Genomic DNA, 13828 nt, shown 5'->3' with positions numbered 1-13828 from the left:
GATTGCGGCCTGACAGCCGCTGTCCCAAAGGGTTGCGCCTGAAATCGTGTCGGCCCGCGTGACGCGCCTGGCCCGCCACGATTTGGGCCAGCAACGCGGCGTTCGGACGAAATCTCAACAGGCCCTAGCAGTGCGCGCCGACGATGCCACCCGATCTCATAGATCGATGGGGGCCAGCGTGATCCAGCGGCCGTCGCCGGCTGCGGATTCCTGGACCGCAGCCACGAATTGCAGCCCCAGCACGCCATCGGCCGTGCTCGGATAGGCGAGTGCCGCACGCGCCGGTCGTGGGTCGGTACGCGTCGCCGCGATCGCCTCGGCAGCTTCTGAATAGATATTGGCGAAGGATTCGAGGAAGCCTTCGGGGTGGCCAAGGCCGATCCGCGTCAGCGCCTCGGCATCCGTCGACAACGTCGCCCCACCCTGGGCCAACACTTCGCGCCGGCCGTCGGGATAGCACAGTTGTAGATGATGCGGATCCTCGTGGCACCATTCGAGCGAAGCCTTGGCCCCGACCACACGCAGCCGCAGACCGTGCTCGGCGCCCGTCGCAGCCATGGTGATCCACAACGCACCGCGGGCGCCACCAGCAAATCGCAGCATGACGTTGGCGTTGTCATAGACCTGGCGATTGGGTACCACGGTCGACAGATCGGCGGCCAAAGACTCGATCGCAAGCCCCGAGACATAGCACGCCAAATGATGGATATGCGTACCCAGGTCGTAGATCACGCTGGCCTCGCCGGCCTGGTCCGGATCGGTGCGCCAGGCAGCCTGCTTGTTGTCGGCCTCCGACTCGACCTCGCCCGCAGCCCAGCCCGAGGCGAATTCGCCCTGGACCATCCGGATGGCGCCTAGATCGCCGCGGCGCACGCGCCGGGCGGCTTCGCGCACCATGGCATGGCTGGCGTAGTTGTGGGTGAGCGTGAATACCAGGCCCTGGGCTTCGGCCAACCGGTGCAGCTCTTGGGCCTTGTCGAAATCGTCGGTCAGCGGCTTGTCGCAGATGACATGGATGCCGTGCTCGAGAAAAACCTTGGATACTGGGTGATGGCTGGCATTGGGCGTGACCACGGCTACGGCTTCGATACCGTCCTCGCGGGCGGCCTCGGCTGCAGCCATGTCTTCGTAGCTGGCATAGACGCGCGATTCGTCGACACCCAGTTCACGGCCTGCTTGGCGGGACTTGTCGAGATCGCGGGAAAACGCCCCCGCAACTAGATCGTAGCGGCCATCCATGCGCAGCCCGGCGCGGTGGGCCGTGGCAATACCGGCGCCTGGCCCGCCGCCGACCATACCGATGCGGATCGGCTGTTCGAATGATTTCATTGTTATTTCTCCTCAGGCAGCTTGGTTTTTTATCGGTCCGCAGGCCCATGCCGATGAACGCCGATTGAAAAGACAGCGATAGGCGAAGGCGAGCCCGCGCAGAACGATTGCGTTGCACAGACCTCGGCGACACCGCTCGCGCCCTGATCGAGTTCGGCGCTTAATCTCGGTTCGAAACCCGTGACCGAGCCATCGGGGCCAATCGGCGCGCATCTGCGAATCGATTCAAACTCACACGGTCACCCAGGACTCCGACTGACAGGATTCGTCGATCGCTTCGAGGATCCGCTGGTTGCGGGCGCCGAAGTTGAAGTTCGGGTAGCAGTCGTCGGCGCTGGCGATACCGGTGACGAGATCGCAGACGTCGATCACCTTGGCGTCGTAGAAACCGAGGCTGCCGCCACCGAAATCGAAGGGGAAGAAGCCGGCGTACTGCGGTACCTGGGAGCCGGCCAACAGGGTCTTGAAGCCACGGTCGCGTTTTTCGTCGCGCATACGAAAGACCTGCAGCTCGTTGAAGCGCTCGCCATCCATGATGATGGTGCCTTCAGTGCCGGAAATCTCCCATTCCACGCCCATGATCTTGCCGGCGGCGATCCGCGAGGATTCGACCACGCCAGCCGCACCCGATGAAAACTTCACCAAGCACTGGGTCTGGTCGTCGTTCTCGACCTCGCGCCATTCGGCGTCGGCCCCGGCCTTGGACGAATAGCCGGCGCCTGGATCGGCCACCGGGCGCTTGTCGAACACGACCTGCGACTGGCCGCAGACGCGCGCGAAATCGCCCATCAGATACTGGGCTACGCCGATTACGTGCGCGCCGAGATCGCCGAGCGAGCCGGTACCGGCGGCCGCCCGCGAGCAGCGCCAGGACCACGGCAACTCCGGATCGTTGAAAAAGCCTTGGTCGAAGGTGCCGCGAAAACGGGTCGGCGTGCCGATCTCGCCGCGATCGATGATCTGCTTGGCGAGCATGGCCGCGGGTGTTTTGATGTTGTTGAACGAGACCATGGTCTTGACGCCGGCTTTTTCGGCGGCATCGCGCATCTCGTTGGCTTCCGCTGTCGACATCGCCAGCGGCTTTTCACAGTAGACGTGCTTGCCGGCCGCGATCGCCTCCAGCGCCATCTCGTGATGAAACTGGTTCGGCGAAGTGATATCGACCACATGCACGTCCGGGTCGGCGATCATCGCCCGCCAGTCGTCATAGGCCTTGTCGAAGTTGAAGCGGGTCTTCGCCGCCTCGGCCAGTTCGCGGCTGACATCGGCTACCGCATACAAATGCGGGCGCAGCGCGAGGTCCGTATAGAGCGCGGCACAGCGCCAGAACGCCTCGGCGTGGGCCCGCCCCATGAAACCGGTGCCGATAATGCCGATATTCAGTTGTTCTGCCATTTTAGTGATCTCCTCGAAAAATTTTGTCCGCAGATCGACGCCGATACACGCAGATCTGAAGACAGATGATTTTGAGTGCGCCCAAGCGCGCAACAGCATGTCTGGGCTGGGCGCAATCTGTCGTTATCTTTCTTTTATATGCGTAGATCTATACGGTTCTGCGGACACATCAGCCTGGGCATGCCCGGTGACGACGGTGCCGATGATGCCGAGGTTGAGTGGTATCGCCATTTCGGTGATTCCTCAGAAGATTTTTATTCCCAGATCGAGGCAGAAGCACGCAGATCGGCAGACAAATCCGTTTTGAATGCGCCAAAGCTCGCCAAGCATTGCTAGGCTTGGCGCCCGCCGCAGCGGTCTTTCTGTCATCTGCGTGAATTGGCGTCGATCTGCGGATAGTGTCTTGATGAACTACCCCCTGAAGAGCGATCGCACCGTGCGTATCGCTTTGTCGGCATATTCGGCCGACGGCGCCTGGGCTGGGTCCTGCTCGGCCTCGACCACCAGCCAGCCGTTGTAGGCCTCGCTTTTGGCGAAATCGATTACCGGGGCATAGTCGATGTAGCCGTCGCCCGGCACGGTGAACATGCCGGCCCGCACGCCGGTGTTGAACGACGCATCGCGCTCGCGGACGCCGGCAAAGACATCGCGCCGGATATCTTTCAGGTGAATATGATTGACCCGGTGCCCATGCTTGGCGAGCACGCGCGCCAGATTGCCGCCGCCGGCCACGATATGGCCGGTATCGAATAGTAGCCCGACCGCGTCGCCGGTCTCGGCCATCAGCCGATCGATCTCGGCTTCGGACTCGGCCACCATCATCAGATGCGCGTGGTAAGCCAACTGGATACCGTAGTGGCGTTCCAGCGCCTCGGCGAACTCAGTCAGCCGCTGGCCGTAGGCTGCCCACTCGCCGTCGGCCACAGTCGGCGCAGCCGACAATGGCTCGTTGAGCGGATCGTCGCCGGGCATTAGCCCGGTTTCACCGTAGACCATCACGCGGGCGCCGTTTTCGGCCAGTACCTGGGCATGCGAATCGACGTGGGCGAGTTCTTCGGCCACGCCGATCTCGCCGAGCCGGCCGGAATACCAACCGGAGACGAGATCCATATTCCCGTCGGCCAACAGACGGCCGACGGCGTCCGGCTCGGTCGGGAATTTCCGACCCATCTCGACGCCTTCGTAACCGGCCACAGCCGCCTCGGCGATGAAGGTTTCGACCGGTGTCTCGTCACCGAACTCGGTGATCACGTCGTTGGTCCAGCCGAGCGGATTAATGCCAAGACGCAGCCCATACGGCGATACCCATTCTCGGGTCGCTCGCTGGCTGGCCTGCCATTCACGCGCAGGAGGGGCCTGCACGTTCGAAGTCGTCGTGCTCATGATGCTCTCCTCGACGAAAGCGCCGGGCGTGGGCTACGCCCGGCGGCCCGATCCGTGGTGGTCAGTGCGTCGGCATAACGAAGGCGTTGCCCTGCGAGACCTGGTCTTCCGGCCAGCGCGCAGTCACAGTCTTCAGCCGGGTATAGAAACGTACGCCATCGGCGCCGTGCACATGCAGCGGACCGAACAAGCTCCGCTTCCAGCCGCCGAAGGAATGGAAGGCCATCGGCACCGGAATCGGTACGTTGATACCGACCATGCCCACCTCGATGCGCTCGGCGAAGGTACGCCCGGCATGGCCGGATTCAGTGAAGATCGAAGTGCCGTTGGCGAACTGGTTGGCGTTGATCAGATCGATCGCCTCGTCCAGCGATTCGCTGCGGCTGATGCACAGCACCGGGCCAAAAATCTCTTCGTCGTAGACGCGCATGCCGGGCTTGGTGTGGTCGAGCAACGAACCGCCGATGAAATAGCCGTCCGGATGGGTCGAGAAATCCTGCTCGCGGCCGTCGACCACCAGTTCGGCTTCTTCCGCGCCGATGCCGACATAGTTTGCGACCTTGTCGCGATGCTCAGCCGAGACCAGCGGGCCCATGTCGTTGTCGGGGCCGTCGACCAGCGACGGGCCGACCTGGAGATTGTTCAACCGCTCGACCAGGGCCGCGCGCAGTTTTTCGGCGGTTTCCTTGCCGACCGGCACCGCCACCGAGATCGCCATACAGCGCTCACCGGCACTGCCATAAGCCGCCCCCATCAACGCATCGGCCGCCCCATCGATATCGGCATCCGGCATCACGACCAAATGGTTCTTGGCGCCGCCCAGCGCCTGCACGCGCTTCTCGGCGGCCGAGGCGGTCTCGTAGATATGCTTGGCGATCGGCGTAGAGCCAACGAAGCTCACCGCCGAGACGTCGTCATGGGTGATCAGATGGTTCACCGCCTCGGCCCGGCCGTGCACGACGTTGAATACCCCGTCCGGCAGCCCGGCTTCCTTGAGCAGTTCGGCCATCAGTACCGCTGCCGAGGGGTCCTTATCGGCCGGCTTGAGCACGAAGGTATTACCGGCCGCCAAAGCGATCGGATACATCCACATGGGCACCATCGCCGGGAAGTTGAACGGCGTGATGCCGGCACAGACCCCGATCGGCTGGTACATGGAATAGCTGTCGACACCGGTGCCGACGTTCATCGAATGCTCACCTTTTTGCAGATGCGGCATGCCGCAGGCGAATTCGACCACTTCGATACCGCGGGTGACCTCGCCCTGGGCATCCGAAAACACCTTGCCGTGCTCGGAGGCGATCAGGCGCGCCATCTCGTCGCGGTGCTCGTCGAGCAGCGCCTTGTACTTGAACAAGATACGCGCCCGACGCAGGGGGGTGGTCGCAGCCCACTTCGGGTAGGCGGCCTTGGCCGCAGCGACTGCCGTATCGACATCAGCGGTGCTGCCGAGCACGACCTCGGCCTGCTGCTCGCCGGTGGTCGGGTTGAATACGGCGCCGCGTTCGCGGCTGTTGCCGGCCGTGGCTGCGCCGTTGATGAAATGTTGAATCTCGCGCATGTCTAGGTCCTTTGAATCGTATGTCGTGCGATGCCGATCAAGCAGCGGCAGCCAGGGCAAAACCGGCGCGCCGCGCCGTATCTCGTAGATAGCGATAGCTTCGTTCGGCCAGCGGCCAGGACGGCGTCACGGTGGGATCGTTTTCGGCTTCGGTGATCAGCCAGCCGGCGTAGCCGCTCTGCGCCAGGCGCGCCAGAATGGCGTCGAAATCCAGGCTGCCATCGCCAGGAATGGCGAATACGCCGTCGACCACCGCATCCAGGAAACTGGCGTTGCGGTTGTGCGAACGGCTGACCACGGCATCGCGCACGTCCTTGCAGTGGACATGCACCATCCGATCACCCCAGCGATCCAGCCAGTCCAGGGGATCGCCGCCGCCAAACCGGCAATGGCCGGTGTCGAACAGTAGGCCGACGCGCTCGCTGGTCGAAGCCATCAGCCGGGCGACGTCGTCGGTGGACTGGACCGCGGTACCCATGTGGTGGTGATAGGCCATCTGAATGCCCTCGCCAGCCAGATAGTCGGCGATCGCGTCGATGCGTGGGGCCAGATATTCCCATTCGGCATCTCGTAGCCGTGGCCGGCGCGACACCGGCATGCCACGGTCGAGATGCACACAGCGCGCGGTTTCGCAGAACACCATCGCGGTCACCCCGGTGGCCTTCATCAGGGCAAGATGGCCCTGCATGGCCTCGATCTCGTCCTCGACGCTGTGCTCCAGCAAACTCGAGGAATACCAGCCCGAGGCCAGAGCCAACTGTTCGTGGCTCAGCAGCGGCCCCAGGCCTTCGAAGGTGGTCGGGAACTTGCGGCCCATTTCCACCCCTTCGTAGCCGGCCCGCTTGGCTTCGGCCAGGCACTGGGCGAGCGAAGTTTCGTCGCCCAGCAGCGGTAGATCGTCGTTGGTCCAGAGCAGCGGATTAACGCCCAGTCGAATACTCATTGTCTTGCTCCTAGCGTTGACGCTGCTTGCTGTGGTCATAGCCGGCCCGCCGTTCGGCCACGGCATCGCGGCTCGACACTTCGGCGACTGGCACATCCCACCAGGCACCGCCTTCCGTGGTTTCTTTGTCCGGATCGGTCTTGAGCGCGATCACGGTAGACCGCTCGTTGGCCCGGGCCCGCGCCAGTGCGTCTTGCAACCCGGCAATGCCAGTAACCCATTCGGCCTCGCAGCCGAGTGCCTTGGCATGAGCCGCGAAATCGATATCCGGGGCGCCGGCCTCGATCGTGTTACAGCCCTCGAACAGATTGTTGAACTCGACGCCCACGGTCGCGCCCTGCAGGCGATGGATACAGCCGTAGCCGCGATTGTCGAGCAGCACCACGATCAGCTTGTAGCCGAGCATGACCGAGGTGGCCAGCTCGGAGTTGAGCATCATGTAGCTGCCGTCGCCGACCATGACGTAGACATCGCGCTCGGGTGCAGCCATCTTGGCCCCCAACCCGCCGGCGATCTCATAGCCCATGCAGGAAAAGCCGTATTCGACGTGATAGCTGCCCGGCCCAGTGGTGCGATAGTTCTTGTGCAGTTCGCCCGGCAGACCACCCGCGGCACAGACCACGGTGCCGTTCTCGCCGGCCGCGCGATTGACCGCGCCGAGCACCTGGCTGTCGGCCGGGCGCTCGGAACCGTCATCGGCCGTGACCCGTTCGACGATATCCAGCCAAGCCGTGCGTTTTTCAGCGAGTTCGTTCTGCCAGACACTGGCCGACTGCCAGCCGGCCAGCCCGGCCGCTAGTGCATCAAGCGCCACGGCGGCATCGCCGATCAACGACTGGCTGCCGTGCTTAGCGGCATCGAAGCGAGCCACATTCACGCCGAGCAGCCTCGGCCCGTGGTCCATATACAGGGCCCGAGAGCCGGTGGTGAAATCCTGTAGCCGCGTGCCGAGCGCGACGATCACATCCGCGGCCTCGGCCAGCGCATTGGCGGCGGTGCCGCCCGTCACGCCGATCGAGCCAACGTTATTGGGGTGATCAGCGCGCAGGCTGCCCTTGCCGGCCTGGGTCTCGGCCACCGGAATGCCATGGTCTTCGGCGAACCGGGCGAGTTTTTCGGAGGCCCCGGCATACAGCACGCCGCCGCCAGCGATGATGAGTGGCTTCTCGGCGCCCTTGAGGGTTGCGATCGCCGCCGCCAGCTCGACCTCGTCCAACCCTGGCCGCCGGATGCGATGCACCCGCGGCTCGAAGAACGAGACCGGGAAGTCATAGGCCTCGGCTTGGACATCTTGGGGCAGTGCCAGCGTGGCCGGTCCGCAGTCGACTGGATCGAGCAGAGTCTCGATCGCCGCCGGCAGACTCGATAACAATTGCTCGGGCCGGGTGATGCGATCGAAATAGCGCGACACCGGTGCGAAGGCATCGTTGACCGTGATCGACGGCGCGCCGTAATGCTCGACCTGCTGGAGCACCGGGTCCGGCTGGCGGGTAGCAAAGGTATCCCCGGGCAATAGCAGCACTGGCAGCCGGTTGGCATGGGCCAAGCCGGCGGCGGTGACCATGTTCAACGCACCGGGCCCGATCGAGGTAGTGACGGCCATCATGCGCCGGCGCTGGTTCTGTTTGGCGAAGGCGATGGCCGCATGGGTCATGCCCTGCTCGTTATGGGCACGGTACGTCGGAAACGTATCGCGCTCGGCGTACAGGGCCTCGCCCATACCGGCAACGTTACCGTGGCCGAAGATGGCAAAACAGCCAGCGAACAGAGGTAGGCGCTGGCCATCGATTTCGGTGTGCTGGGCCGTCAAATAACGGACCAGCGCCTGGGCCATGGTCAGGCGGACGGTATTTTGTGCGCTCATACCGAGGCTCCTGCGATGTTGCGGGCCGTGACGTCGCTGGCGGCTTCGCGCCAGGTCGCGATCAGTTCGGCATAGTTGTCGGACACGGCTTCGATGAAGGCCGTATCGTCGAGATCACCAGCCAGCCAGCCTCGGGCCGACTCAGCGAACAAGGTGCGGCCGATGGTGAAACCGCGACAGATGTGCGACGCACTCGCATCACGAAAACCGGCTTTGACGTCGTCCATCGGCGCATCGAGCCCGAGCAGCACCACCCCGCGGCAATGTTCGTCGTAACGCTCGATCACCTCGCGTACGGCTTGCCATGCGGCCTCGCCCATCGGCGGCAGTTTCCACCAGTCGGGCCGAATCCCTAAGTGATAAAAACGCTGCAGGCTGCGCGCGATGGTCGTATCGTCGCGTGCCATATCCTTGGGCGGGATCACCTCTATGAGCAGCTCGTGGCCGGAGATCCGCCGAGCCTCGGCGAGCTGGCGCAGCTTGTCTTCCTGATCCAGCCGCAGCGCGATCTCATCGTCCGGGTGATAGAACACCAGACACTTGATCACGTGCTCGGCCGGCCAGGACAGCAGCTGGCTGCCAATGTCATCGCCGTGCTGAAACCGCAGCGGCCGCGAACCCGGCTGCTCGACCGGACGCCCGATCCACCAGCCACGTCCGGTCATGGTATTGAGCGCGTCCTGGCCGATCACGTCATCGCAGAGCACCGCCGGCTTGTGATCGGTAAGCCCGGCCTTGGCTACGCCCTGCTCGGCCGCCGCAACCAGCAGTTCCTTGAGCGGCGACAACCGGGCCGCATCGACGCCGAGATCGCCGGCCATGTCGAACAGCTGCACGCGATGATCGAAGGCCAGGCCATAGATCGGGCCCCACTCGGCCGGATAACGCGTAGTCTTGCGGTGCAGGTCGTTGAGCCGGGCATCCTGGTCGGGACGCGGCACCTGATCGCGGCGTGCCAGATAGTCGAACAGCTCGGTTTCGGTCGGCATGGCCGGCGCACAGCCGTGGCGGGAGACCACCAACGCCCCGCAGGCATTGGCATAGGTAGCACAGATTTCCCAGGGTTCGTCACACAGATAGCCGCGCAGAAAGCCGGAAATAAAGGCATCGCCGGCGCCCAGAACGTTGAGCACGTCGACCTTCACGCCCTCGACCAGCACGCCGTCGTGCACCGAGTCGCCGACCGGGCCTTCGAAGATGGTGCAGCCGAGCGCGCCGAGCTTGCACACCAGTACCGCATCGGATAGTTCGCGGACTTTTTTGAGCGCGGCAATCGTGTCGGTGGTGCCGCCGGCGATATGGAATTCTTCTTCGGTGCCGACGATCAGATCGAAATCGCCGATCCAGCGTTGCAGATGGGCCGTGGTTTCGGCGTCGTCGACATAGCGGGTCTCGCCGTCGCCGAGTTCGGCCAGCCCCCAGAGCACCGGCCGATAATCAATATCCAGAATGCGCTTCAGGCCGTGCTGTTTGGCGGCATCGAGTGCCGCGCGGCAGGCGCCCTGGGTGGTCTCGGTCGACAGATGGGTGCCGGTGATCGACAGGGCCCGGGCTGTGCCGATCCAGTCCGGGTCGATATCTTCGGCGGCGATCGCCATGTCTGCGCAATCCTTGCGATAGAACAGCAGCGGAAACGTATCGCGGTCCTTGATCGCCAAGATCGCCAGCGCGGTGAAGCGCTGTTTGTCGACCGGCATATGCGAGACATCGACCCCGGCACGGGCGAATTCCTCGAGCACGAAGTTGCCAAACTGTTCGTTGCCGACCCGGGTCAGCATCGCCGACTTCAATCCCAGCCGCGCGCTGCCATAGGCACAGTTGCCGGAACTGCCGCCCAGATATTTGGCGAAGCTGGACACATCTTCCAGCCGGCTGCCGATCTGCTGGGCATAGAGATCGACCGCCGCGCGGCCCAGACAGATCAGATCGAGTGCGTTGTCAGACATGGGCTTCTCCGCTTCGGTTTCGGAACAGCGGTTCGACCCGCTCTGCCGATAAATTATTTATTCTAAATTTTCCAATAAAGGAATTTCTGTTTCAAGCGTTCTGCGACTAAAGTTGCGTCGGCGCAGCGAATCGCCGTACCGCGCATAGCCGGCGGTTTTAGCCATAGAAGGTCGGCTTGTCGCCCAACTCGACGGTAATCGTGCGACCGGTCATCTGGGCCTCGACTCCGGCCTCACAGCAGGCCGCGGCCGCATAGCCGTCCCATGCGCTTGGCCCGTTCGGCGGCAGCCCTTCGCGCAGCCGGTTCACCCAGCCCTGGAATTCGGTATCGAAGGCCGCCGCGAAGCGCTGTTCGAAACCTGGCGTGACCTCCCCGCCCCAGCGCCCAGCCGAGCGGACATAGGCGCCCTCATCGTTGCCGATATCGACTACGCCGCGTTCGAATACGGCCTCGGTATGCACCTGGTAGCCGAACAGCGCGTTGACGAAGATCTCGACATCGACCAGTACGCCAGACTGGGTACGCATGAGCACCTGTTGCGGGTCGGACAGCTTGCCCTGGCCGCCCGTGGTCGCCCGGCCCTTGCGCACTGAGATCTCGGTGATCTCTTCACCAGCGAAATAACGCACGCCGTCGATCTCGTGCACCACTGAGTCGTAGATCATCAGCGCGTCGGTGAAGTTCGGCGGCGGATCGGGATTGCGGTGTCGGCAGTGCAGCATGAGCGCCGCGCCGAGCGAGCCGTCGGTAAAATATCGCCGCAGGCGCTGGTAGCCGGCGTCGTAACGGCGCATGAAGCCGACCTGGATCGCACGGCGCTCGAGCTGAGCTTCGGCATCCACGATCTCGCGGGCGGTGGCAGCGTCTGCGGTCAGCGGTTTTTCGCAGAATACCGGCACGCGCTTGGCCAGCGCGTCCATGAGCACGTCGTAATGCAGCATGCCCGGTGTGGTCAGCACGAAGGCATCGTATTCGCCACTGGCGAGCGCAGCATGCGGATCGTCCCAGACGGTGACGTGTTCGCCGGCCAGAGCCGCCGCGGCCTGGGCCCGGCCGGCATCGATATCGACCACCCCAGTCACGTCGGCCCCGGCGATGCGATGAGTCAGCCGCTTGATATGGTCGCTGCCCATACGGCCGGTGCCGATAACGGCAATGCGTAGGTTGTTCGCCATGATGCGTCTCCTATTCGGTCAGCGCGCGACTTCAGCTGATTTCATCGAGCTTGACGGTGCGATTTTCGGCCAGCGACTGGGTCGCGGCCGCGGCCAAGCGCAGCGACTGGTAGCCGTCTTCGTGGGTCGCCTTGGGCGTCCGCCCGGTGCTCCAGGCTTCGTAGAGATCGCCCAGTTCGCGGCCATAGGCCACGCCGTAGCGTTCGAGAAAGAAGTGTTTGGGCGGTTCGTCGAGCTGGCCGGTCTCGCCGGTATAGCGCAGCCGGGTCTCGTTCTCGTTGACCGCCTGCAGCATGCCTTGGCTGCCGAACGCTTCGATGCGCTGATCGTAGCCGTAGGCCGTGCGGCGCGAGTTCTGGATATGACACAGCCGGCCGGATTCGGTGGTCAGCACCACCATCGCAGTATCGATATCGCCGACCTCGCCGATCGCCGGATCGACCATCACGCCGCCACTGGCGAACACCGAGGCGATCGGCTCGTCCAGCAACCAGCGTGCGACGTCGAAATCGTGGATCATCATGTCGAAAAACAGCCCGCCGGAGCCCTTGATGTAGTCGATGGGCGGCGGCGCCGGATCGCGGCTGATGATGGTCAATGTTTCCAACTGCCCGATGCGCCCAGCCTCGATACCGGACTTGAGCGCGGCGAACTGCGGATCGTGGCGGCGATTGAAACCGAGCGCACAGGCCACGGGGTGGGCATTGACCACGTCCACCGCGGCTTTCGTGCGCTCGATGTCCAGCGCGATCGGTTTTTCACAAAGCACGGCCTTGCCCGCCTTCGCAGACCGCTCCAGGAACTCGGCATGGGTCGCGGTCGAGGACGCGATCAGCACAGCATCGATCTGGTCGTCGTCGAAGATGGCATCGGCATCCACGCTCACGGCACCATAGGCCGCGGCCAGAGCCTGAGCGGCCTCGGTACGGATATCCGAGACATATTTCAGTGCGATGCGCGGATCGCCATCGGCCGCGGCCGCATGGACCTGGGCGATACGCCCGGCGCCGATGATGGCCAGGTTCATGATGGACTCGGACATTTATTGTTTCTCCAATGTAACGATGCGCGAGGTACGGGCCGATTCGATACAGGCATCCAACACCTGCATATTGGCCAGCACATCGCTTGGCGAGTAATCGAGACTGCGGTTATTGAGTACGCAGTCGGCAAAATGAGCGATACCGTTCGGATACTGGAATGACGTCGTGCGTTCGACGCTCGTATGGCCGTCGGCGTCGACGATCTCGATCGGGCCGTCACCGTCGGCCTGGGGCACAAACGCCTTGGGTACTCGGATCGTGCCCCGAGTGCCGTAGACCTCGTAGGCATGTCGGGCTGTCGCGTCCATACCGCAATCGAAGCCAGCCTTGGCGCCGTTGTCGTAGCCAAGCACGGCCGCGGCCGACATCTCGGCCTGCTGGGGCCCGGCGAAGCGGGCTATCGTGGCGACCCGGTCGGGCTCGCCGAGCAAACTGCGGATGGCATGAATGCAGTAGCAACCCAGGTCGTAGAGGCTGCCGCCGCCGGCCTCGAGCGTGCCGTGGCGAAAGTCCGACAGGCTCTTTTCCAAATTGAACGTGAGATTGACATGAACGCCGCGTACCTCGCCGATCGCCCCTTCGGCCAGCAGCGCGCGAACGCGGGCGTGCTGGGCATGGAACTGGTACATCATGGCTTCCATGAACAGCACGCCGGCTGATTCACAGGCCGCGATCGCCTCGCGGGTCTGATCGGCAGTCAGCGCTGCCGGCTTTTCACACAGCACATGCTTGCCAGCCTGTGCGGCCTTGAGCGTCCATGCTGCGTGGCGATCATTCGGCAATGGCAGATAGACCGCGTCCACCGCTGGGTCGGCCAGCAGCGCCTCATAGTCGCCATAGCCGGTTTCGAAACCGAAATGGTCAACCAGCTCCGCGGGCACGCCACGCCGGCTCGCCAAAGCATAGGCACGACTGTTATCCGCCGCGAGAATGGCTGGGATGGTGTGCTCACGGGCGATTTCGGCGGCGCCCAGCACGCCCCAGTTGATCGACGTCCGACTCACGAGCTTCTCCCTTGCAACGACAATGGCCCGAGTCGATCCGACCCGAGCGCGAACTAATTAGAATTTATTTTCTATTTTTATTTTTTACAAACTTATTGTTTTATACTTTAGTCGAGCCATCGGCGGGTTTTGCAACCGCAGGCTGCTGCCGCCCCGGGGCGGCGAGCCCTTGCTTCGGCGATC

At 63.5% G+C, this 13828-nt stretch carries 10 protein-coding genes; all 10 read right to left on the bottom strand.

Features of this window, described 5'->3' with window-relative positions; all coding sequences use genetic code 11:
* Window positions 1-156: 156 nt before the first annotated feature.
* Entirely contained in the window at window positions 157-1329 is a 1173-nt protein-coding gene (locus V5738_RS06195) for a Gfo/Idh/MocA family protein (protein ID WP_423823547.1), read from the bottom strand.
* A gap of 231 nt (window positions 1330-1560) precedes the next feature.
* A complete protein-coding gene (locus tag V5738_RS06190) occupies window positions 1561-2724 on the bottom strand; it encodes a Gfo/Idh/MocA family protein (protein WP_423823546.1) in 1164 nt (387 codons plus the stop codon).
* Between the two features lie 411 nt (window positions 2725-3135).
* Window positions 3136-4107, bottom strand: coding sequence for a myo-inosose-2 dehydratase (gene iolE / locus V5738_RS06185; RefSeq protein ID WP_423823545.1), 972 nt, complete (start codon window positions 4105-4107; stop codon window positions 3136-3138).
* Between the two features lie 61 nt (window positions 4108-4168).
* Window positions 4169-5668, bottom strand: a complete 1500-nt coding sequence (locus V5738_RS06180; RefSeq protein WP_423823544.1) for a CoA-acylating methylmalonate-semialdehyde dehydrogenase — start codon at window positions 5666-5668, stop codon at window positions 4169-4171.
* A 37-nt stretch (window positions 5669-5705) separates the two neighbouring features.
* Window positions 5706-6611: a myo-inosose-2 dehydratase gene (gene iolE / locus V5738_RS06175; RefSeq protein ID WP_423823543.1), complete on the bottom strand. Its 906-nt coding sequence runs from the start codon at window positions 6609-6611 to the stop codon at window positions 5706-5708.
* Between the two features lie 10 nt (window positions 6612-6621).
* Window positions 6622-8475, bottom strand: coding sequence for a 3D-(3,5/4)-trihydroxycyclohexane-1,2-dione acylhydrolase (decyclizing) (gene iolD, locus V5738_RS06170; RefSeq protein WP_423823542.1), 1854 nt, complete (start codon window positions 8473-8475; stop codon window positions 6622-6624).
* Window positions 8472-10421: a bifunctional 5-dehydro-2-deoxygluconokinase/5-dehydro-2-deoxyphosphogluconate aldolase gene (locus V5738_RS06165; RefSeq protein ID WP_423823540.1), complete on the bottom strand. Its 1950-nt coding sequence runs from the start codon at window positions 10419-10421 to the stop codon at window positions 8472-8474. Before V5738_RS06165 ends, iolD begins: the two co-directional genes overlap by 4 nt.
* Window positions 10422-10578: 157 nt before the next feature.
* On the bottom strand, window positions 10579-11598 hold the full coding sequence (locus tag V5738_RS06160) for a Gfo/Idh/MocA family protein (RefSeq protein ID WP_423823539.1): 1020 nt from the start codon (window positions 11596-11598) through the stop codon (window positions 10579-10581).
* A 31-nt stretch (window positions 11599-11629) separates the two neighbouring features.
* On the bottom strand, window positions 11630-12625 hold the full coding sequence (gene iolG / locus V5738_RS06155; protein ID WP_423824141.1) for an inositol 2-dehydrogenase: 996 nt from the start codon (window positions 12623-12625) through the stop codon (window positions 11630-11632).
* A gap of 15 nt (window positions 12626-12640) precedes the next feature.
* On the bottom strand, window positions 12641-13645 hold the full coding sequence (locus V5738_RS06150; protein ID WP_423823538.1) for a Gfo/Idh/MocA family protein: 1005 nt from the start codon (window positions 13643-13645) through the stop codon (window positions 12641-12643).
* Window positions 13646-13828: the final 183 nt, after the last annotated feature.

This window comes from Salinisphaera sp. SPP-AMP-43 (assembly GCF_049568105.1).
In the GTDB taxonomy this organism is placed as follows: Bacteria; Pseudomonadota; Gammaproteobacteria; order Nevskiales; family Salinisphaeraceae; genus Salinisphaera.
This window is presented reverse-complemented; position numbering and strand designations above follow the sequence as displayed.

What these genes read in the sequence shown, in the direction of transcription:
- V5738_RS06195 (WP_423823547.1), bottom strand. Translation starts at nt 1,329, where the DNA reads ATGAAATCATTCGAACAGCCGATCCGCATCGGTATGGTCGGCGGCGGG.
- V5738_RS06190 (WP_423823546.1), bottom strand. Translation starts at nt 2,724, where the DNA reads ATGGCAGAACAACTGAATATCGGCATTATCGGCACCGGTTTCATGGGG.
- iolE (WP_423823545.1), bottom strand. Translation starts at nt 4,107, where the DNA reads ATGAGCACGACGACTTCGAACGTGCAGGCCCCTCCTGCGCGTGAATGG.
- V5738_RS06180 (WP_423823544.1), bottom strand. Translation starts at nt 5,668, where the DNA reads ATGCGCGAGATTCAACATTTCATCAACGGCGCAGCCACGGCCGGCAAC.
- iolE (WP_423823543.1), bottom strand. Translation starts at nt 6,611, where the DNA reads ATGAGTATTCGACTGGGCGTTAATCCGCTGCTCTGGACCAACGACGAT.
- iolD (WP_423823542.1), bottom strand. Translation starts at nt 8,475, where the DNA reads ATGAGCGCACAAAATACCGTCCGCCTGACCATGGCCCAGGCGCTGGTC.
- V5738_RS06165 (WP_423823540.1), bottom strand. Translation starts at nt 10,421, where the DNA reads ATGTCTGACAACGCACTCGATCTGATCTGTCTGGGCCGCGCGGCGGTC.
- V5738_RS06160 (WP_423823539.1), bottom strand. Translation starts at nt 11,598, where the DNA reads ATGGCGAACAACCTACGCATTGCCGTTATCGGCACCGGCCGTATGGGC.
- iolG (WP_423824141.1), bottom strand. Translation starts at nt 12,625, where the DNA reads ATGAACCTGGCCATCATCGGCGCCGGGCGTATCGCCCAGGTCCATGCG.